This is a genomic window from Brevundimonas sp. (genome assembly GCF_035626535.1).
GTDB lineage: Bacteria > Pseudomonadota > Alphaproteobacteria > Caulobacterales > Caulobacteraceae > Brevundimonas.
Map to the genome: position 1 here is coordinate 1 of NZ_DASPNO010000018.1, position 25,176 is coordinate 25,176.

At 69.1% G+C, this 25,176-nt stretch carries 23 protein-coding genes and 1 tRNA gene; 13 read left to right on the top strand and 11 right to left on the bottom strand.

Translation table 11 applies throughout. The annotated features are described in order from the left end of the window. Positions 1-614 (bottom strand): hypothetical protein (locus VEC04_RS02515; RefSeq protein ID WP_324773533.1); only part of this gene is annotated, 614 nt, incomplete at its 3' end. A 108-nt stretch (positions 615-722) separates the two neighbouring features. On the opposite strand from VEC04_RS02515, the gene trmFO reads away from it, so the two are divergent. Beyond that, positions 723-2,114, top strand: a complete 1,392-nt coding sequence (gene trmFO, locus VEC04_RS02520; protein ID WP_324773536.1) for a methylenetetrahydrofolate--tRNA-(uracil(54)-C(5))-methyltransferase (FADH(2)-oxidizing) TrmFO — start codon at positions 723-725, stop codon at positions 2,112-2,114. 3 nt (positions 2,115-2,117) lie between these two features. Here the strand turns inward: trmFO and VEC04_RS02525 are convergent, their stop codons facing one another. Further along, positions 2,118-2,630, bottom strand: coding sequence for a nuclear transport factor 2 family protein (locus VEC04_RS02525; protein ID WP_324773538.1), 513 nt, complete (start codon positions 2,628-2,630; stop codon positions 2,118-2,120). Between the two features lie 115 nt (positions 2,631-2,745). Here VEC04_RS02525 and VEC04_RS02530 point away from each other — a divergent pair, with 115 nt between their 5' ends. Continuing rightward, complete coding sequence (locus tag VEC04_RS02530) at positions 2,746-3,627, top strand: oxygenase MpaB family protein (RefSeq protein ID WP_324773539.1); 882 nt, start codon at positions 2,746-2,748, stop codon at positions 3,625-3,627. 317 nt (positions 3,628-3,944) lie between these two features. Here VEC04_RS02530 and VEC04_RS02535 read toward each other — a convergent pair whose 3' ends face one another. The 3 genes from VEC04_RS02535 to VEC04_RS02545 all read right to left on the bottom strand — a co-directional run bounded on the left by VEC04_RS02535 (position 3,945) and on the right by VEC04_RS02545 (position 6,429). Next, positions 3,945-5,141 carry an acyl-CoA dehydrogenase family protein gene (locus tag VEC04_RS02535; RefSeq protein WP_324773541.1) on the bottom strand — a complete coding sequence of 399 codons (1,197 nt, stop codon included), beginning with the start codon at positions 5,139-5,141 and terminating at the stop codon, positions 3,945-3,947. Positions 5,142-5,216: 75 nt separating this feature from the next. Beyond that, positions 5,217-5,522 (bottom strand): SCP2 sterol-binding domain-containing protein, encoded by a 306-nt coding sequence (locus VEC04_RS02540; protein WP_324773543.1) that lies wholly within the window; start codon positions 5,520-5,522, stop codon positions 5,217-5,219. A gap of 202 nt (positions 5,523-5,724) precedes the next feature. Further along, positions 5,725-6,429 carry a hypothetical protein gene (locus VEC04_RS02545; protein WP_324773545.1) on the bottom strand — a complete coding sequence of 235 codons (705 nt, stop codon included), beginning with the start codon at positions 6,427-6,429 and terminating at the stop codon, positions 5,725-5,727. Between the two features lie 158 nt (positions 6,430-6,587). On the opposite strand from VEC04_RS02545, the gene VEC04_RS02550 reads away from it, so the two are divergent. Together VEC04_RS02550 and VEC04_RS02555 are read left to right on the top strand one after the other, a co-directional pair. After that, complete coding sequence (locus VEC04_RS02550) at positions 6,588-8,711, top strand: TonB-dependent receptor (protein ID WP_324773547.1); 2,124 nt, start codon at positions 6,588-6,590, stop codon at positions 8,709-8,711. A gap of 2 nt (positions 8,712-8,713) precedes the next feature. Then, entirely contained in the window at positions 8,714-9,754 is a 1,041-nt protein-coding gene (locus VEC04_RS02555; RefSeq protein WP_324773549.1) for a PepSY-associated TM helix domain-containing protein, read from the top strand. A 40-nt stretch (positions 9,755-9,794) separates the two neighbouring features. Here the strand turns inward: VEC04_RS02555 and VEC04_RS02560 are convergent. After that, positions 9,795-9,886, bottom strand: a tRNA-Ser gene (locus VEC04_RS02560). Between the two features lie 136 nt (positions 9,887-10,022). Between VEC04_RS02560 and VEC04_RS02565 the strand changes: the two genes are divergently transcribed. Genes VEC04_RS02565 through VEC04_RS02580 form a run of 4 tightly spaced genes read left to right on the top strand, consistent with a single transcriptional unit; the run spans position 10,023 to position 14,930 of the window. After that, positions 10,023-11,603, top strand: coding sequence for an exopolysaccharide biosynthesis polyprenyl glycosylphosphotransferase (locus tag VEC04_RS02565; RefSeq protein WP_324773551.1), 1,581 nt, complete (start codon positions 10,023-10,025; stop codon positions 11,601-11,603). After that, positions 11,603-13,054, top strand: a complete 1,452-nt coding sequence (locus VEC04_RS02570) for an oligosaccharide flippase family protein (protein ID WP_324773553.1) — start codon at positions 11,603-11,605, stop codon at positions 13,052-13,054. The genes VEC04_RS02565 and VEC04_RS02570 overlap by 1 nt, the downstream gene beginning before the upstream one ends. Beyond that, entirely contained in the window at positions 13,051-13,989 is a 939-nt protein-coding gene (locus tag VEC04_RS02575; RefSeq protein ID WP_324773554.1) for a glycosyltransferase family A protein, read from the top strand. The genes VEC04_RS02570 and VEC04_RS02575 overlap by 4 nt, the downstream gene beginning before the upstream one ends. Next, positions 13,989-14,930, top strand: coding sequence for a glycosyltransferase family 2 protein (locus tag VEC04_RS02580; RefSeq protein WP_324773556.1), 942 nt, complete (start codon positions 13,989-13,991; stop codon positions 14,928-14,930). The genes VEC04_RS02575 and VEC04_RS02580 overlap by 1 nt, the downstream gene beginning before the upstream one ends. On the opposite strand, the gene VEC04_RS02585 is transcribed toward VEC04_RS02580, so the two are convergent. Together VEC04_RS02585 and VEC04_RS02590 are read right to left on the bottom strand one after the other, a co-directional pair. After that, positions 14,927-15,628, bottom strand: coding sequence for a hfsB (locus VEC04_RS02585; protein WP_324773558.1), 702 nt, complete (start codon positions 15,626-15,628; stop codon positions 14,927-14,929). The genes VEC04_RS02580 and VEC04_RS02585 overlap by 4 nt on opposite strands. A gap of 61 nt (positions 15,629-15,689) precedes the next feature. After that, positions 15,690-17,132: a chain-length determining protein gene (locus VEC04_RS02590; protein WP_324773560.1), complete on the bottom strand. Its 1,443-nt coding sequence runs from the start codon at positions 17,130-17,132 to the stop codon at positions 15,690-15,692. Positions 17,133-17,252: 120 nt separating this feature from the next. Between VEC04_RS02590 and VEC04_RS02595 the strand changes: the two genes are divergently transcribed. Further along, the gene (locus VEC04_RS02595) at positions 17,253-18,011 is read left to right on the top strand and encodes a polysaccharide biosynthesis/export family protein (RefSeq protein WP_324773562.1); all 759 of its coding nucleotides are present in this window, start codon (positions 17,253-17,255) and stop codon (positions 18,009-18,011) included. On the opposite strand, the gene VEC04_RS14185 is transcribed toward VEC04_RS02595, so the two are convergent. The 3 genes from VEC04_RS14185 to VEC04_RS02605 all read right to left on the bottom strand — a co-directional run bounded on the left by VEC04_RS14185 (position 18,008) and on the right by VEC04_RS02605 (position 19,578). Next, positions 18,008-18,262 carry a PilZ domain-containing protein gene (locus VEC04_RS14185; RefSeq protein ID WP_414642638.1) on the bottom strand — a complete coding sequence of 85 codons (255 nt, stop codon included), beginning with the start codon at positions 18,260-18,262 and terminating at the stop codon, positions 18,008-18,010. The two genes, VEC04_RS02595 and VEC04_RS14185, sit on opposite strands and share 4 nt — an antisense overlap. 80 nt (positions 18,263-18,342) lie before the next feature. Further along, the gene (locus VEC04_RS02600; RefSeq protein ID WP_324773564.1) at positions 18,343-18,645 is read right to left on the bottom strand and encodes a sel1 repeat family protein; all 303 of its coding nucleotides are present in this window, start codon (positions 18,643-18,645) and stop codon (positions 18,343-18,345) included. A gap of 213 nt (positions 18,646-18,858) precedes the next feature. Beyond that, positions 18,859-19,578 (bottom strand): glutathione S-transferase family protein, encoded by a 720-nt coding sequence (locus VEC04_RS02605; protein ID WP_324773566.1) that lies wholly within the window; start codon positions 19,576-19,578, stop codon positions 18,859-18,861. Between the two features lie 172 nt (positions 19,579-19,750). Here VEC04_RS02605 and VEC04_RS02610 point away from each other — a divergent pair, with 172 nt between their 5' ends. The 4 genes from VEC04_RS02610 to VEC04_RS02625 all read left to right on the top strand — a co-directional run bounded on the left by VEC04_RS02610 (position 19,751) and on the right by VEC04_RS02625 (position 25,175). Next, positions 19,751-20,308 carry an RcnB family protein gene (locus VEC04_RS02610; protein WP_324773569.1) on the top strand — a complete coding sequence of 186 codons (558 nt, stop codon included), beginning with the start codon at positions 19,751-19,753 and terminating at the stop codon, positions 20,306-20,308. Positions 20,309-20,472: 164 nt separating this feature from the next. Beyond that, on the top strand, positions 20,473-21,339 hold the full coding sequence (locus VEC04_RS02615; RefSeq protein WP_324773572.1) for an RcnB family protein: 867 nt from the start codon (positions 20,473-20,475) through the stop codon (positions 21,337-21,339). A gap of 105 nt (positions 21,340-21,444) precedes the next feature. Then, positions 21,445-23,667, top strand: coding sequence for an RNA degradosome polyphosphate kinase (locus VEC04_RS02620; protein ID WP_324773574.1), 2,223 nt, complete (start codon positions 21,445-21,447; stop codon positions 23,665-23,667). After that, positions 23,667-25,175, top strand: coding sequence for a Ppx/GppA phosphatase family protein (locus VEC04_RS02625; RefSeq protein WP_324773576.1), 1,509 nt, complete (start codon positions 23,667-23,669; stop codon positions 25,173-25,175). Before VEC04_RS02620 ends, VEC04_RS02625 begins: the two co-directional genes overlap by 1 nt. Position 25,176 lies beyond the last annotated feature (1 nt).

Genomic DNA, 25,176 nt, shown 5'->3' on the forward strand with positions numbered 1-25,176 from the left:
TTCCCCAGCTTCCAGCCTTCGACAAAAGCGAAGCTGTTATAGCGGAGGCTGGCTGGCGCAATCAGGGCCAGGCGTCCCCAGAGCGCCAGGAAGCCGATCGCAAGCGCGACGCCCATGCCGACGTTGATCAGGGTCCGCCACGGTTCCGGCAGGCCCGACAGGGCGAGACCGATTCCGACCGCCAGCAGCACCGCCGCGACCGCCGCGACGATGAAGCCGACGACGATCGTCACGGCGACCACGGCGACATGCAGCTCGTCCGTGCTCACGCGCAGGAAGGCGGCCCTGTCGCCCCTGCGGCCCGAGAACACGGCCCGGATGATGGCGGTGGTCGCGAACAGGGCGGCGAGCAACTGCAGCAGGTTGGCGAGCTGGGACCAGGCGTGAAATTGCATGGCCGTGCCGAAGTCGTCGTCGAACGGCGAGGCGCCCGGGTCCACACCGGGCTCAAAGGCTCCGGACGCGACCATTTCCATCACCATTGGAATCAGCGCGGCGAACGCCAGCACGCTCGGCGCCAGCAGCACCAGACCCCAGATGATCGTGGCCATCGGCCGTCGTCCGGCCTGACGGAACGGCTCCGCAACCGCCTCGGAAATAGAGAATGTCTTCATGGTTCGCCCTCCCCGGCGGTGTCTGACTTAATCACAGCGACGCTTGCGACCCAAGCCTGATTGATTTCCGAGGCTGACGGCGAGGACTGGCATGACTAGAAAGCCGCGATGAATTCGTCCTCCCCCTCCCCCGTTCACGTCATCGGCGGCGGCCTCGCCGGTTCCGAGGCCGCGTGGCAGATCGCCAGCGCCGGCGTGCCCGTCATCCTGCACGAGATGCGCGGCGTCCCGGGCGTGAAGACCGACGCCCACCACACCGATGGCCTCGCCGAACTGGTCTGCTCGAATTCGTTCCGGTCGGACGACTGGGAATACAACGCCGTCGGCCTGCTACACGCCGAGATGCGGGCGCTGAACTCGCTCATCATGGCCAGCGGCGACGCCAACCAGGTGCCCGCCGGCGGCGCGCTGGCGGTTGACCGCGAAGGCTTTTCGCAGGCGGTGACGGCGAGGCTGGAGGCGCACCCCCTGGTCACCATCGTGCGCGAGGAGATCGCCGGTCTGCCGCCGGAGGAGTGGGACAATGTCATCGTCGCCACCGGGCCGCTGACGTCCCCCGCCCTCGCGGACGCCATTCTGAAGACGACAGGCGAGGAGAGCCTGAGCTTCTTCGACGCCATCGCGCCCATCGTCCACGCCGACTCGATCGACTTCGACATCGCCTGGCGGCAGTCGCGCTACGACAAGGAAGGCCCGGGCGGAGACGCGGCCGCCTACGTCAACTGCCCGATGAACCGCGAGCAGTACGAGGCCTTCATCGACGCCCTGCTCGCCGGACCGAAGGCCGAGTTCAAGGAGTGGGAGAACGTCCCTTATTTCGACGGCTGCCTGCCCATCGAAGTCATGGCCGAGCGCGGCCGCGAGATGCTGCGCCACGGGCCGATGAAGCCCGTTGGTCTAACCAATCCCCGCGACCCCACGGTCAAGGCCCACGCCATCGTCCAGCTGAGGCAGGACAATGCGCTCGGTACGCTGTTCAACATGGTCGGCTTCCAGACCAAGCTGAAGCACGGCGCCCAGGCCGAGGTGTTCCGCATGATCCCCGGCCTGCAGGACGCCCAGTTCGCGCGGCTCGGCGGGCTGCACCGCAACACCTTCCTCAACTCGCCGAAACTGCTGGACCGGCAACTGCGGCTGAAGGCGATGCCGCGCCTGCGCTTCGCGGGTCAGGTCACCGGCGTCGAGGGCTATGTCGAAAGCGCCGCCATGGGGCTGCTCACCGGCCGGCTGGCGGCGGCGCAGGCGCTGGGCGGCGACCTCGCCCCGCCGCCGCCCGAGACGGCGATGGGCGCGCTGGTCGAACACATAACCGGGGGGCATCTGGAAGGGTCGAAATTCCAGCCGATGAACATCAACTACGGCCTGCTGCCGCCGCTGGAGGCGCCGAAGGTCGACGCCGAGGGCAAGCGGATCAACCCGAAGGATCGCGGACGGGCAAAGAAGCGGCTGATGAGCGTGCGGGCGATCGAGGCGCTCAAAGCCTGGCGCGACGCGGCCTGATCTTCAGTCCGGGGTCGCCACATCCACCCACTGGGCGGTGTCGGTGTATTGCTGGAAACCGGTGATCTGGCCGTTCGAGACCGTGAAAACGTGCACGAACTGCGCGTCCAGCGCCTCGCCCGTAGCGATGTTCGTTCCGGTATACCGACCTTGAGCGAACACCTTGTCGCCGCTGGCGTGAAGGCTGACCGGCGTCGCCGCGAAGCCCCTGAACTCCGCGCCGATCCGGCCGAACACACCCTCGAACACCGCCCCGGGACCATTGTAGGGGTTGCGGTCCGCGTAGGGGCCGCCCTCGGCCTCGATCCAGACGAGGCTCGGCGACAGCAGCCCGGAAATGACCGCGCCGTCCCCTGCCGCGATCGCCTGGTAGAGAGCCTCGACGACCGCCTGCCCGTCTGAAGGAGTCCGGCCGGGGCTCGCCGGCGCCTCGCGCGCTCCGGCTGTGGCGCCCATTGGAAGGACCAGAAGTCCGGCGGCCGCTGCAACCGCCATCGACACTTGACGCACGTTCATCGGACATCTCCCCGTCGTCTCAAAGACCAATGATCGGTAAGCGGGTCCGGGCGGTCGTGCAACGGCAATCGCCCACCGTGTCGACGAGCGTGGTGGCCGTGGTATCACCACAGCGATGCCGCCTTCCCTCTCCGACCTCGCCAGGCGCGCCGTGCGTCAGCGGATCACGGATGTCTTCAACGACGCCTCGAACGGCGAGCGGCCGGTGCTGCGGCGTGCCGATGCGCTGTTTCTGCCAGAGTCCGTAGCGTGGAGGGTCAACGGCGACGTGACCACCATGATGATCGGCGGCGTCTCGGGCCTGCTGCTGCAGATGCTGCATCCCGCGGTGCTGGCGGGTGTGTGGGATCATTCGGACTTCCGCGCCGACATGCATGGCCGGCTGCGGCGGACGGCCAAGTTCATCGCGGTGACCACCTATGACCATGCCGAGGCGGGCCGCGCCGCCATCGACAGGGTGAACCGCATCCACAGCAAGCTGCGCGGCGTGCTGCCCGACGGAACGCCCTATCGTGTCAGCGACCCCGAGCTACTGGCCTGGGTGCATGTCACGGAGACGATCAGCTTTCTCGACGCCTGGATTCGATACGCCGAGCCGCGCATGCCGCTCGTGGAACAGGACGCCTATTTCGCGGAGACGGCCCGCATCGGAGAAGCGCTCAATGCCGATCCCCTGCCTCGCACCCGGGCCGACGCGGAGGCCCTGATCCAGTCTTACCGGCCGAAATTGCGCGCTGACGCCCGGACGCATGAGGTGGCGGCGTTGGTCATGCGCCAGACCGTAGGCATGCCCGCCGTAGACATGGCCGCCGGTGTGATCATGCAGGCCGGGATGGACCTGTTGCCGCGCTGGGCCCGAGCCATGCACAGCCAGCCGCGCGGGCTGCCGGGGACGCTGGTGCGGGCCGGAGCCCTGACGACCGCGCGCTTCCTGCGCTGGGCCTTCGACGGTTCGCCGAACCGGGCAGTCCACCCGGACGAGGTGACCAGCTACTAACCGCCGCGCTCGTCCGCTGCCGGCTTTTCCGCGACTACCAGCCCAGTATCCCACACAAAGTCATGTTAGAACAATAGCTTGACGATCTCCAGAACCAATCTGTCCGCCTGAGGAGCGAACCGGCGCAAACTGGAGTCCGCGTCCCCCATGCGGGAAGGGCTCCGGGTCTTTGACAAGCGAATCCTCCGCCGCGCCGCCGCGAGGTACGGCCTGATCCGATGTCGACTCTGTCGACTCTGTCGACTCTGTCACCCCGCTTCTCTTCGGCGCGCAATGTAGACTCTGCCGACTCCGCCACATCGTTTTTTCCGCCCTCGTCAGGTCACCTTGGCGTACTCCAGCCGGGCGATGGTGCGGTTGTGGACCTCGTCCGGGCCGTCGGCGATGCGCAGGGTGCGGACCATGGCGTACATCTCGGCCAGGGGCGTGTCGCCCGAGACGCCCGCGCCGCCGTGCGCCTGGATGGCGTCGTCGATGATCTTTAGCGCCATGCGCGGCGCGGCGACCTTGATCTGGGCGATCTCGGACCTGGCGTTCTTCGCGCCGCCGTTATCCATCATCCAGGCGGCCTTGAGCACCAGCAGGCGGCACATTTCGATCTGCGTCCGGGCCTCGCCGACGCGCTGCTCCCACACCGAGTGTTCGGCCAGCTGCTTGCGGAACGCCGAGCGGCTGAGCAGGCGGGCGGTCATCAGCTCCAGCGCCCGTTCGGCGGCGCCGATGACGCGCATGCAGTGGTGGATGCGGCCCGGTCCCAGACGGCCCTGCGCGATCTCGAAGCCCCGCCCCTCGCCGGCGATCAGGTTCCCGACCGGGACGCGGACGTTCTCCAGCACCACCTCGGCGTGGCCGATTGGCTTCTCGTCGTAGCCGAAGACGGAGAGCATCCGCTCGACACGGAAGCCGGGCGTGTCGACCGGGACGATGATCTGGCTCTGCTGGGCGTGGGTGGCGGCCTCCGGGTCCGTCTTGCCCATGACGATGGTCACCGCGACGTTGGGATGGCCCATGTTGGTCGACCACCATTTGCGGCCGTTGATCACATAGTGGTCGCCGTCGCGGACGATGCGCGTCTGGATATTGGTGGCGTCGGACGAAGCCACCTCCGGCTCCGTCATCAGGAAGGCCGAGCGGATCTCGCCGGCCATCAGCGGCTTGAGCCAGCGGGCCTGCTGCTCGGCGTTCCCGTACATATGGAGGACTTCCATATTGCCGGTGTCCGGCGCGTTGCAGTTGAACACCTCCGCCGACCACAGGGCGCGGCCCATCTGTTCGGCGAGCGGCGCGTATTCCAGATTGGTCAGGCCCGCGCCGTGCTCGCCCGGCAGGAACATGTTCCACAGGCCCGCCTCGCGGGCCTGCGCCTTCATCTCCTCCATCGCCGGAGGCTGGCGGGTGTGGTCCTCCCGCACCTGAGCCCAGTACTCCGCCGAGCGCGGCAGAACCTTGTCCTCCATGAAGCGGCGCACGCGGTCCTGCCAGTGAAGGGCCCGGTCACTGTGGCGGAAGTCCATGGTCCTGCTCCGATGCGAAAACGGCGCGGCCCCCGTCGGAGCCGCGCCGTGAAGATCCGTTCCTCGCCGCGCGCCTCAGCGCTTCAGCAAAGGGGCCAGCTTCTGGGCGATCATCATGTCGCCCGCGATCTTCAGCTTGCCCTGCATGAAGGCCATCATCGGGTCGAGCTGGCCGTTCGACAGGGCCATGAAGTCGTCCCACGACATGGAGACCGTGGCGTCGGCCGGCTTGTCCTCGTTGGTCACGGTGTTCGGAACCGAGGCGCCGTCGATGAAGATCTTGCCGCTGTCGCCGAGATCGATCTTCACGGTCTTGCCCAGACCGGAATTGTCGCCGACGGCGCCGCGGATGTGTTCGGTGACTTGGGCCAGATCGGCCATGGTGCGTCTCCTGACGAGGTTGAGCCTCCGACCTAGACCGCGTGGCGGCGCGTGCCAAGATCACGTCAGGTCAAGTTGATCCGTCGGTCAGGCGGCGACGGCGACCCACGGCTGGCCGGGAGCCTCCGGGAAGGCTTCGCCGCCGTCCAGCACCGCCATCAGGGCGGTCATCAGGCGGGCGGGACGCGCGGACAGTCAAAGATCATTGGGGACCCGTGAACGCGTCGCGCGCCATGAGAAAATCCGGGTCGCGCTCGCCATCGGCGTTCGCCCGATCCGCCTGTCTCCGGTCGTCCGCCCAACGGTCTCGCTCCCGCTCGAGATCGCGCCGCTCGAGCCATTCCTCCCGCCGGTCGGCCCATTCCCGCCGCCGGGCTTCCCGCTCTTCCCGCGCCCGTTGGTCCATGGCCTCCATGCGGGCGCGGCGGGCGGCGCGTTCGGCCTGGTAGTCGCGGCGCGGCGCGTCGAAGCCGAACCAGCGGCCCTCTCGCCGTGGCGCAGGCTCGCGCGGCTCGGGCGGCCGGTAGACGGCGGGCTCCACAGCCGGGCGGCGGGGCGCCGGAGGCGGAAGGAGCGCGTTCTCCCACTCCTCGTCATATGACGGCCACTGGAAGTCTTCGAGCGGCGGCAGGGGCGGCGGCAGCCCCTGGAAGCCGTCCTCCAAATCCCCCACCTCCATCACGGAGCCCGCGACGATCTCGGGCTCGACGGGATGCACCACCTCGATGCGCAGGCGCTCGTCGCCAAGCGGAGTCGGGCCGGGCAGATCGACGGCCCTTAGCCCGACGAGACCAAACGCCGCAGCGGCCGCCGCCGACAGCGCGACGACATGGCCGCGGCGCACGCGGGAAGAGGCCCGGCGAAAGGCGGGGACGAAGCGGTTGGGGGGACGCGAATGCGGGGACATGGGAGGAGGCCGGGGAAGAACTCCCGGGTGCAATCCCTGGGCGGCGGTCCGGTTTCATGAACCTCGGACAACAACAGGTGCGAATGAGAGTGCGATTGACTCGCAAGTATCGCCATGCTGCAAGGCGCCTCCCTCCCGTGCTTTCGTGGAATCCCGTCGTGAATCACCGTCTTCTCGCCTCCGCTTCCCTCGCCGCCCTGCTGATCGCGCTTCCGGCGGTCGCGCAGGAAGCCGAACCCGCGGCGCTGGAAGAGGTGGTCATTACGGCGGCGCGCACCCAGCTGCCCCGTTCGGCGATGCCGGCCACGGTGGAGATCATCGGCCAGGCCGAGATCGATCAGCAGACCGCGCTCGGCGCATCGGCGGTCGAAACCGTCGCCGCCCTGATCCCGTCCTTCTCCCCGACGCGTCAAAAGCTTTCCGGCGCGGGCGAGACCCTGCGCGGGCGATCGCCCCTGTTCCTCGTCGATGGCGTACCCCAGTCGACGCCGCTGCGGGACGACAGCCGCGACGGCTTCACCATCGATCCCTTCTTCATCGACCGGGTCGAGGTGATCTTCGGCTCCAACGCGATCCAGGGCGTCGGCGCCACGGGCGGCGTGGTCAACTACGTCACCGCCGCCCCGCCGGCCGAGGGCGCCAGCCCGTCCGGCCGCGTCCAGGCCCTGACCACCTTCGACGACAGCGTGTTCGGCGACAGCGTCGGCGGCAAGCTGGCCGGCATCGTCGGTCAGGACTTCGGCCGATTCGATCTGACGGCGGGCGCGGCCTGGGAGGCCCGCGGGGCCTACTACGACGGCGCCGACCGACGCGTCGGCTTCGACGGCGCCCAGGGCGAGTTGCAGGACAGCCGCAGCTGGTCGCTGTTCGGCAAGGCCGGCCTCGATCTGACCGACGACCGACGCCTCGAGCTGATGGTCAACCACTTCGAGCTGGAAGGCGACGGTGACTATGTCGTGCTCGCCGGCAACCGCGCGGCCGGCCTGCCGACCACCTCCGTGCGCGGCGCCGCGCCGGGCATCCAGCCGTCCAATGATGTCACCTCCGCCGCTCTCAGCTACACGGACGCGCACGTCCTCGGAGGCACGCTGCGCGCCCAGCTCTACGCCCACGACTATTCGGGCGTGTTCGGCGGCGGGACCTTCGGCACCTTCCAGGATGCGTCGATCGCTCCGATCGGGACCCTGTTCGACCAGTCCGCCAATAATTCCGAGAAGCTCGGCTTCAAGCTCGACTGGCAGGGTGATGTCCCGCCCCTGCCCGGCCTCAGCGCTCTCCTCGGCGTTGACGCCCTGCGCGACACCACCTGGCAGGGCCTGATCCTGACCGGCCGCGACTGGGTGCCCGAGACCCGCTACGAAAGTCTCGCCCCGTTCGTCCAGCTGAACCAGCGACTGCTGGACGGCCGCCTGAACCTGTCCGGCGGCCTGCGCTACGAAACCGTCACCCTCATCGTCGACGACTTCGAGACCTTGGCCTCCTACAACGGCGGACAGCAGGTCGACGGCGGCGAGCCCGGCTTCGAGGAACTGCTAACTAATTTCGGCGCCGCCTTCGAGGTGATGCCGGGGCTGAAGGCCTACGGCTCGTTCGCCCAAGGCTTCAGCATGGCCGACGTCGGCCGGGTGCTGCGCGGCATCAACCAGCCGGGTCAGGACGTGGACAGCTTCCTCGATATCTCGCCGGTCATTACCGACAACTACGAGCTGGGCATCGAATTCAACCGGGGCGATCTCGACGCCTCCATCGCAGCTTTCCGCTCCCAGACGGACAAGGGCGCGCGGCTGGTGCTGGTCAACGGCGTCTTCGAGGTGGCGCGCGAAGCCACCGAGATCGAAGGCGTGGAGGCCACGGCCCGCTACGCGCTCAATGACACCCTCCGCATCGGCGGCGCCTACGCCAGGCTCGACGGGCGCAGCGACACCAATGACGACGGCGAGGTCGATACGGATCTCGACGGCGCCAACATCTCGCCTGACCGCCTCATCCTTTGGGCCGAGACCGACGTGACCGACACCGTCTCGCTGCGTCTTCAGGCCGGACGGTATTTCGAGCGGGAGTTCGAGGGCCAGCCGGCCGAGAACGATTTCGAGGGCTACGACCTCGTCGACGCGGTCGCCGTCTGGCGCGCCGGCTTCGGCGACGTCAGCCTCGGCGTCCAGAATCTGCTGGACGAGGACTACATCTCCTACAATTCCGACACCACGCGCGCCGGCGATAACCTGAGCTACTTCGCCGGTCGCGGCCGGACGGTGACGCTCGGCGTGACGCGGCGGTTCTGAGCATGATCGGGGTCCTGCGCACCATCCACGCCTGGGCGGGAGCGATCCTTTCGCTGCTGCTCGTGGTGCTCGGGCTGACCGGCTCCCTGCTGGTGTTCGAGAACGACTGGATCGCGCTGAAGCACCCCGAGGCGCGGGCGAGCCTCGCCGCCGAGCCGGCTGTTCTCGGCGCGGCCGCCGAGCGGCTGGAAGCCGATCATCCGGACATGCGCACCGTCGACTTCGGCGGGCCTCAGCTGGGCGCGCACAAGCTGTATCTGGCCGAGGAGGACCACGGCATCGCCGCCCCCAACGGCGCCACCCTCGACCGCTGGACCGGCCCCGCCCGCGTCGAGGCCTTCATCTTCGACCTGCATCACTATCTGCTGGCCGGGGAGACCGGCGAGATCGTCGGCGGCGTGGCGGCGCTGGCGGCCGTGCTGCTGGTGCTGACGGGGCTGGTGGTCTGGGTTCCCGCATGGCGAGCCACTAGGCTGCGCGTGTGGCCCCGGTCGGCGCGCCGGGGCGAACTGGTCTCCAGCCACCGCAACCTCGGCCTGATCACCGCCGTGCCGGTACTGATCTTCTGCCTGACCGGGGCTGGGATGGTGTTCAATGACCAGACCCGGGCGCTTCTGGCGCCGAACGCGCCCGAGCCGCCGCCTCCGCCCGTGGTCGGAATCGGCGATATCGATTGGCCCGCCGCCCTCGCCGCCGCCCAGGCCCGGTTCCCCGACGCGACGCTCCGCATGGCCGGCTGGCCGGCCGCGCCCGGAGAACCCGCCTCCGTCCGGCTGAAGCAGCCGGGCGAGTGGCACCCGAACGGCCGCACCCGCGTGCTCATCGATCCGGCGACCAGTCGCGTGGTCGGGACGTTGGATGCGCAGACCCTGACCCCTGGCGAGCGGGCCATTCACGCCATCTACCCGCTCCATGCGGGCTCGGTAGGCGGCTGGTTCTACGAGTGGGTGACAGTGCTGTCGGGCCTCGCCCTTGCGGCACTCGGCGGCGTCGGCCTGTGGGCTTTTCTCGGCCAGAGGCTCCGGCGGAAACGGCGCCGCTAGAGCGCCAGTTACGCGAAGCGCGTCAGCGCGCGAAGCAGGATGGCGGAGACGGAGGGATTCGAACCCTCGGTACCCCTTACAGGGTACGACGATTTAGCAAACCGTTGCCTTCAGCCACTCGGCCACGTCTCCGGCAGGCGGCGTGGATAGCGGAGCGCGGGGGCCGGCGCAACGGGTCTTCGCAAGCCGCCAGAAGCGGCCACCGTTAACGCGACAGTGAGGGGGTCCGTGCAAGCTGTCGACGAACCCCTGCCGTTGCGAGTGCCGATTGACCGACGCCGCCAGCCGCCTTTCGTTCGACGTGGACCCGGCCGCGGCCGGAGCCTTCGACGTGTCCGGCCTGCAGGCGCTTGCCGCCTCCGCCTCAGGCGACCGGCGCGAGGAAGCCCGGACCAGGGGCGCGGCCCGGCGCGGACCCTTCCGTCCCGAGGTCTGGCTGAATGCCCGGCAGAGGCACGCCTCGCGGCTGGCGGCGCATTATTTCCGGGCCTTCGACGTTCTGGCGGTGGCGACGGTGACCCTGCTGTGCGCCTGGGCGGCGACGCCGGGACCGCTGCTGCACGCCGAGGTGTCGAGCCTGGCGCCGTTCGGCCTCGGCGCCCTGACGGTGCTCGGCCTGATGCGGTCGCTGGGGCGCTACCGGTTCGCCCGCGGCCAGAAGGCGTCGCTGCATCTGGCTTCCGTCGCGGGAATCGTAACGGCGGGCGCGCTCATCGCCATGATCTCAGGCTGGGCGCTTCAAGGGGCGGCGTCGCAATGGACGGCGTGGCTGGTGTGGAGCGCGCTTGTGCTGGTCAGCCTCTACGCCCTGCACATGGGCTGGAGCGACATGGTCGGACGCTGGCGGGCATCGGGCGCCATGACCCCGAACATCGTCCTGGTCGGGGCGACACGTCGGGCGGAGGCCCTGATCCGCGAGGCGCTCAAACGGCGCGATCTGAACGTGCTGGGCATCTTCGACGACCGGCTGGCGCGCTCGCCCGAGGCAGTCGAGGGCGTGCCGGTGCTGGGCACGGCGGACGATCTGCTGACCCACAAGATGACGCCCTATGTTGATCGGGTCGTGCTTGCCATCGATCCGAAGGCCGAGGCGCGGGTGCGCGAACTGACCGCGCGGTTGCGGACCCTCCCCAACGAGGTGACCCTGTTGGTCGAACCTAACGGGGAAGCCGAGACGCGATCGGCGCTGGACCGGCTGGCGGCCGCCCCTTTGGCCGATGTGCAGGGGCCGGTGGATCATGACCGCCGGGCCTTCAACAAGCGGCTGCAGGACCTCGTCGTCGGGCTGATCGCACTGGTGCTGCTGGCTCCGGTCATGGGGCTGATTGCGCTGGCCATCCGGCTGGACAGCCCCGGCCCGATCTTCTTCCGGCAGCGCCGCCACGGCTTCAACCACGAGGAAATCGTGGTGTGGAAATTTCGCTCGATGAAGCAGGAGTCCGCCGACGCCACCGCGAGCCGGCAGGTCACCCACGACGACGACCGGATCACCCGCGTCGGCAAATTCATTCGCAAGACAAGCCTCGACGAACTGCCCCAGCTGCTCAACGTGATCACCGGCGAGATGTCGCTGGTCGGGCCCCGGCCCCACGCCATCGGCATGAAGACCGGCCACATCGAGAGTGCGCGGCTGGTGGCGGAGTACGCCCACCGCCACCGCATCAAGCCCGGCATGACCGGCTGGGCCGCCGTCAACGGTTCGCGCGGCCCCCTGCACACCGCGCAGGACGTGCGCGCGCGGGTGCGGCTGGACATCGAATACGTCGAGCGCCAGTCGCTGTGGCTGGACCTCTGGATCATGGCCGTCACCGTGCCGGTTCTGCTCGGCGACCGCTCGGCGGTTCGCTGATGTTCTGGCGCGGCGTCTGGGGCTATCTGCCCGCCAACATCGTGCAGGGGGTGGTCGGCTTTCTGGCCATCGTGCTGTTCACCCGCTTGTTGAGCCCCGAGGACTTCGGCCGTTACGCCCTCGCCTTCTCGGTCATGACGCTGACGCATGTGGCGGTGTTCAGCTGGCTCGAGGCGGCGATGGCGCGGTTTTGGGCCGCGCAGACGCCCGGCTCGGCGACGCAGGGGCATTTCGCCTCGCTCTACCGGACCGCCTTCATGCTGAGTGTCGCGTTCCTGGCTGTCACCGGCCTGGCCGTGTGGATCTGGCCGGGAGATCCGCTGTTCCGCATCGCCCTCGCCGCAGGTCTCGCCGGGGTGCCCGCGCGCAGCCTCGTCAAGCTGGGTCAGGAGCGCTACCGGGCAGCGGGCGAGGTCGGCAAGGCGGCGTGGCTGGACATCATCGTGACCATCGGAGGTCTCGCCATCGGCGTCGGTTTCGCCCTGGCGGGATGGGGCGGCGCGGCCCCGCTGATCGGCATCGGACTGGCGCCCTTGGCGGCGCTGCCGTTCGTTCTGCCCGGTGAACTCAGGCAGGCCCGCGGCGGCCGCTTCGAGCCCTCCCGGGTGCGCGGCTATGCACTGTACGGCTATCCCATCGCGGCGTCGCTGGCGCTGACCGTGGTACTGGCCGCGACCGACCGCTTCCTGCTCGCCGCCTTCATGGATGAGGCGGCGGTGGGCGCCTATCACGCCGGCTATTCGATCGCCAACCGCACCCTGGACGTGCTGTTTCTGTGGCTCGGTTCGGCGGGACAGCCGGCGCTGGTCATGGCGCTGGAGCGCGGCGGGGTGGACCGTCTGAAGACCGCGGCGCGCGAGCAACTGTCGACCTTCCTGCTGATCGGTTTGCCGGCTGCGGCCGGGGTGGCGCTGGTGGCGCGGCCGTTGGCGGAGGTGCTGATCGGCGAGGATTTGCGGATCGCGGCGGCCAGCATCACCCCGTGGATCGCCCTTTCGGCCCTGCTCTACGGCCTCACCGCCTACTATTTCGGCCAGGCCTTCACCCTCGGCAAGAAGACGAAGCACCTGCTGGTCGCCATGGCCATTCCGGCGGGAATGAATGTGGTGCTGAACCTGATCCTGGTGCCCCGGTTCGGCCTGATGGGCGCGGCGTGGGCGACGGCGGCGAGTTTCGCGCTCGGGTTGGTGGCGACCCAGCTGATCGGGCGGCGCATCCTCGCCCTGCCGATCCCATTGGACAGCCTTATCCGGTGCGGCGTCGCGACCGGGATGATGGCGCTCGTGGTGGCCCGTCTCCCGCCAATCGGCGGTATCGCCGAGCTGACGCTGGACGCGGCCGTGGGCGGGATCATCTACGCGACGGTCGCCCTGACGCTGAACGCCGCCGGCGTGCGCGACGTAGCTCTGCGGTTGCTGACGCAGGCGCGGCGAAGGGGGGCGACCGCATGAGCGCGCGGACGAAGATCGTCGACAACGCCGCCTGGAAGGGCGCGAAGCCCGCCCTGTCGGTGCTGACGCCGTTCCTGCGGGACGACCCGTCCGAACTCCTGACCCTGCTCGACGAGGAGGCCGCGTCCGTGGGCGGGGCGGTCGAGATCATCGTTCTGGACGACGGCACCCGCGACCCGGCCCTGACGGCGCGGCTGACGGCGCAGGTCAAGGCGATGGCCCTGCCCGCGCGGCTGATCACCCTGTCCGCCAACGAGGGGCGTTCGATCGGGCGCAACCGGCTCGCGGCGGCGGCGCGGGGGGGCAGCCTGCTGTTTCTCGACAGCGACATGCGGCCCGACCATCGGCGGTTTCTTCGCGACTGGGCCGACCTGGTGGCGCGGGAAGATCCGGCCGTGGCCTTCGGCGGCTTCTCGCTGCTCCAGGCGCCGACCGACGCCCGTTTCGCCGTGCACCGGGCGATGGCGGCCAGGTCGGAGTGCGTGCCCTACACTGAACGGGCGAAGCAGCCGGAAAAATACGTCTACACCTCGAACCTGCTGGTGCGCCGCGACGTGTTCGAGGCCGAGGCGTTCGACGCCGGCTTCACCGGCTGGGGCTGGGAGGACGTGGAGTGGGCGATGCGCGTGTCGCGCCGCTTTCGGGTCGTGCATCTCGACAACGCCGCCACCCACATGGGCCTCGACACCGTGGCCTCGCTGGCCGGCAAGTACGAGCAGTCGGCGCCCAATTTCGCGCGCATGGCCAGCCGGCACCCCGAGATCGTCGCGGCCTATCCCAGCTACAAGGCGGCGAAGCTGCTCAAGCGCCTGCCCGGCCTGCCATGGTTGCGCGGCCGGATGCGTGGCGCGGCGGAAGCGGCGTGGCTGCCGGTCGCCGCGCGGGCCTTCTCCCTGCGCCTCTATCGCGCCGCCCTCTATGCCGAGGCGGTGTGATGGCCGACGTCGCAATCATCGTCCCGACCCTGCGGCGGCCGGAGAGCCTCGAACGGGCGCTGCGCTCCCTGTTCGCCCAGACCGGCGTCGGCGACCGGATCTCGGAGATCGTCGTCGTCGACAATGACCCATCCGGATCAGCCGCGGAGGGCGTCGATGCCCTGCGGGGGCTGACCCCTTGGCCGCTGGTCTATGTACACGCGCCTCGGCCGGGGGTAGCCACGGCGCGGAATGCCGGGCTCGCCGCGACCCGGGCGAGCCTGATCGCCTTCCTTGATGACGACGAGGCGGCCTCCCCCGGCTGGCTCGCCGCCCTCCTGGAGGCTCAGGAGGCGACCGGCGCCGACGCCGTGTTCGGCCCCATCACCGGCCGCGCCCCAGAGGCGAAGCCGTGGCTGAAGCCGTATCTGGAACGGTTCTTCGGCCGTGAGGGCCCTGACGACACGGGCCTGGTCGAGACGCCGTTCGGGTGCGGCAACTCGCTGATGGTACGGGCGACCGCCCTGCCCGGCGCGGCTCCCTTCGATTCGGCCACCGATCAGGCCGGCGGCGAGGACGACGCCCTGTTCGCGGCGCTGCAGGCGCGCGGCGGCCGCTTCGGCTGGGCGGCCGACGCGATGGTCGAGGAGTTCGCACCGGCCCACCGCGCGACGTTGGCCTACGCCCTCGCCCGCGCCTTCGCCTACGGCCAGGGTCCCAGCCAGACGGCGGCGGCCAGCCGGGACTGGCCCGCGGTGCTGCGCTGGATGGTCATCGGGGCCGGCCAGACCGTGGTCTGGGGCGCCGGGGCGGCGCTGCTCGCCCTGATCCGCAGTCCGAAGCGGGCGGAACTGTACGACCGCACCGCGCGGGGCGTCGGCAAGCTGTTCTGGATGAAGGGTTTCGAGCCGCATTTCTACGGCACGCGCGAACTGGCCCGACTGGAGGCGGCGAAAGCCTAACCCGTGAGTCGCTTGAGAAAAGCCGGCGGCTGGTAGGTCGAGCGGTTGACCACAACGCCGGCGATCCTGCCGCCCGCCGCCTCGATCTCGTCGCGCAGGATCAGGGGATCGCCGGCGGCGGTGCTTTCGGCCGCGACCACCAGAACCGTGGCGTCGACGAAGGGCGCTAGGGTGATCGCCGTTGGATTGCGGTCGGCGGCCGGGCTGTCGATCACCACAGTGTCCGCGTGCTTGCGCAGGGCGTCCCAGTAGCGGGCGTCGGCGACCGGTTCGGCGCGCTGGCCCGAGCGCAGGTGCTCGGCCGCGAACCGGGTCACCCACAGCCGTCCGCCGAGGCAGGGCCGCGCCGTCATCAGCCGCGCCGGATGCACGGGCTTTCCCGCTCGGTCCATTATACGGGGCGTGACCGCGAAGAAGATGGAGCCGTCGGGCGTGGCGATCGCGGCCTTGCCCAGGGCGCCGAACCGGTCGGGCTCGGCCGCCACCGCTTCGAGCTGGCCCTGCTGCGCCAGGTCGGCGTCGATCAGCCAGACAGGACGGCGGGCGCGAACGGCGGCGAGACGGGCGTATTCGCGCGCGACCGTGGAAACCCCCTCGCCCGAATTGGCCGCGGCGATCTGGATCACGCGTCCGCGGTGGCCCGGCGCCGGACCCAGCGCCGCCCAGAGGGCGGCCATTTCGGATGTCAGATCGACCATCGAATCGCTACGCGCCCGGCTACAGGCCCCTACGCTACCATGACGGGCGCAGGGGCGCGCATCACCGCGCCTTCATCGGCGCGACGGCGAGCACCGGCAGATCCAGCGTCCGGCCCGTCGAGGCGGGCGTTACATAGCCGCGCCGGGTGAAGACCCGCAGCAGGCCGACGCACAGGGCGGTGAAGCCGGCGAAGAGGAAGACCACGGCCAGCAGGGGCGCCTTGAGGCTGGAGCCGCGCGTGGGCGCCTCCGCCCGCTCGATGACGGTGACGTTGTCGGCCCCCGCGGCGACCAGGGCGTTGTCGGCGCGCGCCTGCGCCTCGCGCTGCTGGAACTCGCGGATGCTCGCGGTCAGCACCTCCCGATTGCCGGCGAGATTGGCGTTGGTGGATTCCAGCCGCGTCAGTTCGGCCAGCCGCGCGCGCAGCGTGGCCAACTGACGTTCCGCCACGGCGAGGCGGGCGGCCAGACCGTCGCGGTCGGCGGCAGCGGTGATGCGATTGGTCTCGATGGCCGTGAAGATGACGCTTGGGCCGGTGCGGACCTCCTTGGTCCCCACGGCCGTGCCGGTCGCGACATAGGCCTGCAGGTCGGCGATCTGCTGGTCAATGTCCTTCACCGGCTGGGCGTCGGGCGTATAGCGCGACAGCAGGGCCTCGCGCTGGGTGCGCAGCTCCAGAATCTGGTTCTGGGCCGAAACATTGAGGTCCTGCTGCAGCACCACCTCGGCCGGCTGCTGCGCCAGCTGGGCCTCCAGGGTGTTGAGCCGCTGCGTCGCCTGGTTCAGTTCGGCCCGCAAGGACAGCGCCTCGGCGGACTTGGTCTGGTAGTTCGCCGCCAGCGACGCCTTGGCGGTGGCGAAGTCGGCGATGTCGTTGGAGGCCATGAAGGCCTGATAGGCGGCGTCGGCGCGGGCCAGATCGTTTTCAAACGCCTCGCGTTGGGCTGCTATGGCGGGCGTAGCGCGGTCCCGAAAGACGCTGCGGCGCTGGACCAGGTACTGGTCGACGACCGCATTCAGGACGGTCGCGGCGCGGACTGGATCATTGGCGGCATAGGAGACGGAGATGATGGCGCTGCCCGCCGTGGTGCCGACCCCGAGACCGGCGTCGAGCGCCTTCAGGGCGGCGGTCTTCTTCTCGGCGGGCGTTCCCCGGGCGTCCGGTCCAAGGATGGCGTCGGCGCCCAAGGCCTCCACCGTCTTCTGCTTGACCGCCAGGCTGCCCAGTATCTCGGCTTCGGACAGCGCCACCGCGTCGGCCTCCAGCGGTTGGCCACGCTCGGTGCTGCCTACGCGGGGCTGGTAGACGTACTCCTGCCCGACCCCGGCGTAGACGCTGGCGGTGGCGGTGTAGGATTTCTTCAGGGTCAGAACCGCCGCCGTGCCGAGCGCGAACACCAGCAGGAAGACGACGACCATCAGCAGCAGCTCGCGGAAAAGCAGACCGACGACATCGAAGAAGCCGTAGCGCGGGCGGACTGTCGTGTAGGCCGTCGTGCGCATGCGGGCGGACTGATTCCATCTACCGGACTGAACAGGACCAGCCTTGGGCCAGCGGCGTTAACCATCGGTTACGCATAAGCGGCGACGCTGGCTTCAGATGCTTCCAGGAGCGATTCCGCCATGTCCATCGACCGCCGCCTGCTGCTTCTGGGCCTTGCCGGGGCCGGCGGAGCGCTGGTCACGGGCTGCGGCGGCGGCGACTACGGGTCGCGCATGCCGCGGCCGATGGCGTCGGCTGGCGACCGGGTCCGGGAGGTCGGTCCCGGCGCCTTTCCCGAAGTGGCCTTCGCCGACTGGACGGACATGGAGCCGGAGTACGTCCTCTATCCCGGCGACGAGATCGAGGTCGCCACGCCGACGGCGGTCGAGCTGACCCGCACCCTGAAGGTCGGGCCGGACGGGCGCATTTCCCTGCCGCTGGCCGGACAAATCCTGGCGGCGGATCGCACCATCGCGGAACTGGAGGCCGACGCCTCGGCCGCCTTCGCGCCTCATCTGCGCCGCCCGGTCGTCGAAGTGACGCTGAAGACGGCAGGACCGATCCGGGTGTGGGTCGACGGCGAGGTCCGTACGCCGGGCGTCTATGACATGACCGGCGACATCGACGCCTATCAGGCGGTGATCCAGGCCGGCGGCTTCCTGCCGACCGCGCGCCAACAGGAGGTGGCGTTGATCCGACGCGGCCCGGGCGGGGTGCGGATGATGCGGGCGGTCGACCTGCGCCCGCGTCGCGGCGAGGTGGTGGCCCTGCGACGCGGCGACATCATCTTCGTGCCGCGCTCGACGCTGGGCGAGGTGGCGAATTTCGTCACCCTGTTCCGCAACGCCCTGCCGATCGGCTTCAGCTACGCCATCGGTGGGCAGTACCAGAGCTTCTAGGTCAGGAACCGGAGGCCCAGCTCGTCGCCGGCTTGCCAGACCACAGCACAGTCGCGCTCTCCGGCAGCCAGTTGGAGCGCGACGCGCCCGGAAAATCGGACGCCGCGAGTGGCTGTGAGGCGAACCTTGGCCCCACCTTCGTTCATGTTCCTGATCACGACCGCGTGGCTTTCCCTCATGGGGCCGTGGATGATCCGGGCCGTTATCGCGATCCGCGGCCGTTCCCGTCTCCGATTATCAATTCCTGGCATTCGTCCGCCGTCGGCATTCTTCGAGGCGGTCTCTAAACGTTTCCGCTCCACAATAGATTAACAAACGGGTAAACGCGGTTTCAGGCGGCCAGCTTGACCACGCCGGCGTCGATCCAGCGGCGGGCCGCCTTCTGGGCCTCGGCGATCTCGTCCTGTTCCATCTCCTGGCTCATCTCGCGGCGATAGACGCGCGCTTCGATCGAGCCCTTCATGGCCGCGAGATTGAAGATCATGTGGGCCGAGACGCGGTCCATCGGGCAGCCGCCCTGCCCGGTCGAATACATCATGCCCAGACGGAACAGATCATCCCCGCTCATGTCAGCGGTCGGCAGGGGCAGGCCCTGCTCTTCGTTGGTCGTGGGCGCCGTTTCTTGCGCGATCATCACCGTATCTCCCGAACCGAGGCCTTTCTGGCCCCGCCCTCTGACACGAATGAAATACCCGCGGTTTGAAGTTAAAGTTAACAGCAACGCCTCTGAAACGGCCTTTTCCACCAACAGCCCGAGAATATGATCCGGCGTAAAGACCTCTGAAATCTCTTCGAAATCTCTGGTTCACCACCGCTAACGAAGAGTCACCGGCGTGCTTACAAGGCGTTACCGCGCCCGTTGTCCGAACAGGACCCTGCGCGCCTCTTCCGCCGCCTTGCCGGAGGCGGCGAGGTTGCGGCGCAGGTCTTCGCCGAGCGCCCGTCCCGCGACGACGGCGGGTCTCTCACCCACCCGCGCCATCCACGCCTTCAGGTTCGGAAACTCCTCGAGCGACTGACCCTGATGCTCCGGCAGGATCCACGGCCAGATCGCCATGTCGGCGATTGAATAATCGCCGGCGACGAAATCCCGGTCGGCCAGACGCCGATCCAGCACGCCGTAGAGCCGGTGGGTCTCGTCGGTGTAGCGGCGCACGCCATAGGCGATCTGGCGCTGGTCCCGGATCATGGCCGGAGCGTACTGACGGAAGTGGTGCGTCTGCCCCGCCATCGGACCGAGACCGCCGACCTGCCAGAACAGCCACTGATCGACCTCGGCCTTGCCGCGCGGCGCCTGCGGGTAGAACCGGCCGGACTTCGCCCCGAGATACTGCAGGATGGCGCCGGACTCGAAGATCGACAGCGGCTGCCCGTCCGGCCCGTCGGGATCAACGATGGCGGGCATCCTCGCGTTCGGACTGATGGCCAGGAAGGCCGGCGCGAACTGCTCGCCTACGCCGATGTTCACCGGCTTCATTTCATAGGGCAGGCCCATCTCCTCGAGGGCGATCGAGATCTTCCAGCCGTTCGGCGTGGGCCAGTACCAGAGTTCGATCGGTCGGGTCACGGGACGCTCCTGCGCACGGCGACGCCGGACGTGGGAACCGGGTCCTTCCGGCGCAACAGTCCCTGGAGCCTGACAGACGCGTTCGGACGCAGTTCATCACCATGGCGGGACGGTGGCTTATGATTAACGGGCCGGTTCAGCCTTTCCGTCCCGAGACAGGACGGAGAGTATCATGAAGCGCCATACCCGGGCCGCGATCATCGGCCTGGCCCTGGCCACGACGGCCGCGCCGCTGGCCGCCGAGGCCCAGAGCCGCCGTGACCGCCACGAACGCCGCGACGACCGCCGCGACTGGCGCCAGGGCGACTACGACAGCCGCCGCGACTACCGTCGGGACCGGCGTGAAGACCGTCGGGAGTTCCGCGAGGAACGCCGCGACGATCGTCGTGAGTTCCGCCAGGACCGGCGTGAGGATCGCCGCTGGGACCTCAACAACCGTGACTGGTGGCGGGGCCGTGACGACTTCCGCGACTATCGCGGCGCCAGCAACGGCTACTGGTACGCCCCGAGTTACGGCTACTACCGGGTCGAGCCGCGCTACTACGGCTACCGCTGGCGGCGCGGCGGCTACCTGCCGTCGTCCTACCGCGGCTACTATGTGCGGGACCCGTACGTTTACGGCCTGGGTCCGGCTCCCCCCGGATACCGCTACGTCTACGCCGGCGACGACATCGTGATGATCGCCATCGCCACCGGCCTGATCGCCAGCGTTCTGCACGACGTGTTCTAGGCCTCCCCCGCACCGCTGAACGGAAGCGCCCCGCAGGTCCGCCCGCGGGGCGTTTTCGTGCCGGATATCGGGAGTCGCCGCATTTCGTTCAGTCACGGTTCATCCTCTGGACGCGACCTTGCCTTCAAGCCGTCTGACAGGGGCGTCCAGGGATAAGAACGAGAATGAAACGATCACTGATGGTCGCCGCGTCGATAGCGGCTTTCGTCGTCCCCGCCGCGGCGCCGCTCACCGCGCTGGCGCAGGACGCGCCGTCGCGCAGCGAAGTCCGCGAGCAGCGACGCGCGGCCCGAGCCGAACGCCGGGCTGAACAGCCGGCGACGCCGCCGGCGGGGCGCGAGGCGCCGACGCCGCCTGTCACCCGCGAAGAGCCGCCCCAGCCCCGGATCGAGCGGCCGGCCCGGCCGGAGGTGCGGCAGGAGCGGCGCGAGGATCGGCAGGAGCGCAGGCAGGATCGGCGCGAGGATCGCCAGGAACGCCGCGAGGACCGTCCGAACCGCCCCGAAGGTCGCCTGGACCGTCGCGAGGACCGGCAGGATCGGCCCAACAGGCCGGACAACCGGGAAGACCGTCGGGAGTGGCGAGAAGACCGCCGCGACGACCGCCAAGATCGGCGTCAGGACCGGCGCGAGGACCGTCAGGAGCGTCGCGAAGACCGGCGCGAGTACCGCGAGTTCCGCGAGCGCTTCAACGGCGACAACTGGCGACGTGACTGGAACCGGCGTCACGGCCGCGACTGGTGGCGCCATGACCGGCGCTGGCGTGGCTACGGCGGCATCCGCATCGGCTTCTATTTCGCACCGAACTACGGCTACTACAGCGTGCCCCGCAACTACTGGGGCCAGCGCTGGCACACCGGCGAGTATCTGCCGTCGATCTTCTGGCGCTATCGGCTGGATGACTGGCGGACCTACGGCCTCGGCTATCCGCCCGAGGGCACCCGCTGGGTGTTGGTCGACAACCACATCTATCTGATCGACGAATACGACGGCTACATCATCGACGTCATCTACGACGCCTGGAGCTGGTAAGCCGTCAGCCTACGGATAGAACGCCGGCCGATCACCCGATCGGCCGGCGTTTCGCTGTCCTGGATCGAGGTTGCAGCCGCCGCCGCGCCGCGTCAGAACCGCTCCATGAAGGACACGGCGATCAGCGATGCGACGACCGGCGAGGAGGTCCCCTCCTCCCGAGCCCCGCAGTTGCACCTGTCGGAAGAGTTGCTCGCCTCGCCGGCGCGGTTCTTCAACCGCGAAATCTCCTGGCTGAAGTTCAACGGTCGGGTGCTGGAGGAAGCGGCCAACCCGGCGCACCCGCTGCTGGAACGGCTACGCTTCCTGTCGATTTCGGCCAACAACCTCGATGAATTCTTCATGACCCGCGTCGCCGGCCTCAAGGGTCAGGTGCGGGAACGGGTCCGGGTGCTGTCAGCCGACGGCCTGACGGCCGCGGAGCAGCTGGCCGAGGTCAGCGTCGCCGCCGGCGGCCTGATGGACGAGCAGCAGAGGCGCTGGCGCAAACTGCGCAAGGAGCTGACCGCCGCCGGCATCGAGGTGGTGGATCCCGCCAGGATCACCCGCACCGAGCGGGAACGGCTGGAGCCCGAGTTCCTCAGCCAGCTGTTCGCCATCCTGACGCCGATGGCGATCGATCCGGCGCATCCCTTCCCCTTCCTGCCCAACCTCGGCTTCTCGCTGGCGCTCAAGCTGCGGCGGCGCCCGGACAACCGCACCCTCTACGCTCTCGTGCCGGTGCCGACGCAGGTGAAGCGGTTCTGGCCCTTGGCCACCGACGGGCGTTCGACTCCGGGCCGCAAGCGGTACATCGCGCTCGAGAGCCTGCTGATGCTTTTCATCGACCACCTGTTTCCCGGGTGCGACGTGCTGGAGCGCGGCGTCTTCCGCCTGATCCGGGATTCGGACATCGAGATCGAGGAGGAGGCCGAGGACCTGGTCATGGAGTTCGAGGAGGCGCTGAAGCAGCGTCGCCTCGGGTCGGTCGTGCGCATCAAGATCGAGGCGTCGATGCCCGACGACCTGCGCAACTTCATCACCAACGAACTGGACGCGGCGCCGCAGGACGTGGTGCTGGTCGACGGCATGCTGGGCCTCGCCCAGGTTTCGGACCTGATCCCGAGCGGCCATCCGGACCTGAAATTCCCCGGCTACGAGCCGCGTTATCCCGAGCGGGTGCGTGACAACGGCGGCGACATCTTCGCGGCCGTGCGCGAGAAGGACATGCTCATCCATCACCCGTTCGAGAGCTTCGACGTGGTGGTGCAATTCCTGCGGCAGGCGGCCCGTGATCCTAACGTGATCGCGATCAAGCAGACGCTCTACCGGACCTCGCGGGACAGTCCGATCGTCGCGGCCCTGATCGAGGCGGCGGAGAACGGCAAGAACGTCACCGCCCTGGTCGAGATCAAGGCCCGGTTCGACGAAGAGGCCAATCTGAAATGGGCGCGGGCGATGGAGCGCGCGGGCGTCCACGTCGTCTTTGGCTTCGTCGAGTACAAGACCCACGCCAAACTCAGCGTGGTGGTGCGTCGCGAGGGCGACGGGCTGAAGACCTACTGCCACTTCGGCACCGGCAACTACCATCCGGTGACGGCCCGCGTTTACACCGACCTCAGCCTGTTCACCTCCAACCCGGTGCTGGGACGAGACGCCACCCGGGTGTTCAACTACATCACCGGCTACGCCACGCCCGACAGGCTGGAGGCGCTGGTGGTCTCGCCGTTGAACATGAAGCAGACGCTGATCGACCTGATCGGCCACGAGATGGCGGCCGCGGCCAAGGGCAAACCGGCGGCGATCTGGGCGAAGCTCAACTCGCTGGTCGATCCCGGGGTGATCGACGCCCTCTACCGCGCCAGCCAGTGGGGCGTGCGCATCGAATTGGTGGTGCGGGGCATCTGCTGCCTGCGCCCCGGCGTGCCGGGCCTGTCCGAGAACATCCGGGTCAAGTCGATCGTCGGCCGCTTTCTCGAGCATGCGCGCGTCGTCGCCTTCGCCAACGGGCGCGACCTGCCGCACGACAAGGCGAAGCTGTTCATATCCTCCGCTGACTGGATGACCCGCAACCTCGACCGCCGCGTCGAGCTGATGACTCCGGTGCTGAACGCCACCGTGCACGATCAGGTGCTCGACCAGATCATGGTGGCGAACCTCAAGGACGACGCGCAGAGCTGGGTCCTTGACGCCGGCGGCGACTACCGCCGGGTCGCGCCCGCCGATCCGGAGCGGCCGTTCTCGGCGCACCGCTACTTCATGACCAACCCAAGCCTGTCGGGCCGTGGGCGCAAGGTGAAGACCCTGCCCGGCCAGTTGAGCTACGAGCCGTCGCGGAAGAAGCGTTGATGCCGGAATCCGTCGTCCCGGCCTTCGCCGCGCCCCGCGAATTCGCGGCGATCGACATCGGTTCGAACTCGATCCGACTGGTGCTTTACCGGCTGGAAGGCCGCGCCATCTGGACGGTGTTCAACGAGAAGGTGCTGGCCGGTCTCGGCCGGGATCTCGCCGCCACCGGCCGCCTGTCCGAGGACGGAGCCGCACTGGCGCTGATCGCACTCAAACGGTTCGCCGCGGTGATCGACGGGGTCAAGCCGGCGCAGACCTTCGTCGCGGCCACCGCCGCCGTGCGCGAGGCCGAGGACGGCCAGGCGTTCTGCGAAAGGGTGGCCGCGGAGACCGGACTGATCATTCGCGTCCTCTCCGGTGAGGAAGAGGCGCGCTACGCCGCACTCGGCGTGATCGCCGGCCAGCCGGCGGCGCAGGGCGTCGCGGCCGACCTCGGGGGATCGAGCCTCGAACTGGTCGGCATTGAGAAGGGCGCCGTCGGGCGCGGCGTCACCCTGCCGCTGGGACCGTTCTCGCTGTCGAACGACGGGCCGTTCGACGCCGACGGCCTGCGCGAGACCATCACCGGCCGGCTGAAGCCCATGGGCGACTACAGAACCGACACCCTCTACGCCGTGGGCGGCGCCTGGCGGACGCTGGCGCAGGTCCACATGGGCCACGCGCGATATCCGCTGCACATCGTGCACCAGTATGTGATGGAGGCCGACGAGGCGCGGGACATCGCCCGCCTGATCGCCCGTTCCTCGCGGACGTCGCTGGAGCGCTGGAAGGGGCTGTCGAAGAAGCGTGCCGAAACCTTGCCGCACGCGGCGCTGGTGCTTGAGGGGCTGATCGAACGGCTCGGCCTGAAGCGGATCGTGCTGTCGGCGTGGGGCGTGCGCGAGGGCCTGTTGTTCGAGGCGCTGGACGAGGAGACGGCGGCCGCCGACCCGCTGCTGGCCGGCTGTACGGCCCTCGGGGCGCGGCAGGGCATTTCGCCGGGTCTACCGGGGGCGCTGTATGGCTGGATCGAACCGGTCGTCGACGCCCTGCCCAAGGCCTTCGGCGCCAAGCGCGACCGGGTCCTGGCTGACGCCGCCTGCCGGCTGGCGGATCTGGGGGCCCGACTGCACCCGGACCACCGCATTGAACTGGCTTTCGACCAGGTGCTGCGGGCGCCGATCCCGGGCCAGACCCACGCCGAGCGCGCCTTCCTCGCCACCGCCGTGAACGCCCGCTATGGCGGCGGCGCGTCCACGCCCGAGCCGGAGACCGTGGCCCGGCTGCTGAGCGAAGAGCAGGCGACGGCCGCCCGCGCCCTCGGGCTCGCCATCCGCCTCGCCTGCGATCTCTCGGGGCGATCGCCCCAGCTGCTGGTGAACGCCCGCATCGCGGTCAGCGACGGCGTCCTCGTCCTGTCGGCCTCGGAAGGCTATGCCGACGTGCTGCTCGGCGAGCAGACCCGGCGGCGCGGCAAGGCGCTGGCCGAGGCCATGGGCTTGAAACTGGATATCCGCAACGGGGCCTGAA

Coding starts and splice junctions, on each gene's coding strand:
- trmFO (WP_324773536.1), top strand. CDS start 723: ATGAATTCGTCCTCCCCCTCCCCCGTTCACGTCATCGGCGGCGGCCTC.
- VEC04_RS02525 (WP_324773538.1), bottom strand. CDS start 2,630: ATGAACGTGCGTCAAGTGTCGATGGCGGTTGCAGCGGCCGCCGGACTT.
- VEC04_RS02530 (WP_324773539.1), top strand. CDS start 2,746: ATGCCGCCTTCCCTCTCCGACCTCGCCAGGCGCGCCGTGCGTCAGCGG.
- VEC04_RS02535 (WP_324773541.1), bottom strand. CDS start 5,141: ATGGACTTCCGCCACAGTGACCGGGCCCTTCACTGGCAGGACCGCGTG.
- VEC04_RS02540 (WP_324773543.1), bottom strand. CDS start 5,522: ATGGCCGATCTGGCCCAAGTCACCGAACACATCCGCGGCGCCGTCGGC.
- VEC04_RS02545 (WP_324773545.1), bottom strand. CDS start 6,429: ATGTCCCCGCATTCGCGTCCCCCCAACCGCTTCGTCCCCGCCTTTCGC.
- VEC04_RS02555 (WP_324773549.1), top strand. CDS start 8,714: ATGATCGGGGTCCTGCGCACCATCCACGCCTGGGCGGGAGCGATCCTT.
- VEC04_RS02570 (WP_324773553.1), top strand. CDS start 11,603: ATGTTCTGGCGCGGCGTCTGGGGCTATCTGCCCGCCAACATCGTGCAG.
- VEC04_RS02575 (WP_324773554.1), top strand. CDS start 13,051: ATGAGCGCGCGGACGAAGATCGTCGACAACGCCGCCTGGAAGGGCGCG.
- VEC04_RS02580 (WP_324773556.1), top strand. CDS start 13,989: ATGGCCGACGTCGCAATCATCGTCCCGACCCTGCGGCGGCCGGAGAGC.
- VEC04_RS02585 (WP_324773558.1), bottom strand. CDS start 15,628: ATGGTCGATCTGACATCCGAAATGGCCGCCCTCTGGGCGGCGCTGGGT.
- VEC04_RS02590 (WP_324773560.1), bottom strand. CDS start 17,132: ATGCGCACGACGGCCTACACGACAGTCCGCCCGCGCTACGGCTTCTTC.
- VEC04_RS02595 (WP_324773562.1), top strand. CDS start 17,253: ATGTCCATCGACCGCCGCCTGCTGCTTCTGGGCCTTGCCGGGGCCGGC.
- VEC04_RS14185 (WP_414642638.1), bottom strand. CDS start 18,262: ATGCCAGGAATTGATAATCGGAGACGGGAACGGCCGCGGATCGCGATA.
- VEC04_RS02600 (WP_324773564.1), bottom strand. CDS start 18,645: ATGATCGCGCAAGAAACGGCGCCCACGACCAACGAAGAGCAGGGCCTG.
- VEC04_RS02610 (WP_324773569.1), top strand. CDS start 19,751: ATGAAGCGCCATACCCGGGCCGCGATCATCGGCCTGGCCCTGGCCACG.
- VEC04_RS02615 (WP_324773572.1), top strand. CDS start 20,473: ATGAAACGATCACTGATGGTCGCCGCGTCGATAGCGGCTTTCGTCGTC.
- VEC04_RS02620 (WP_324773574.1), top strand. CDS start 21,445: ATGAAGGACACGGCGATCAGCGATGCGACGACCGGCGAGGAGGTCCCC.
- VEC04_RS02625 (WP_324773576.1), top strand. CDS start 23,667: ATGCCGGAATCCGTCGTCCCGGCCTTCGCCGCGCCCCGCGAATTCGCG.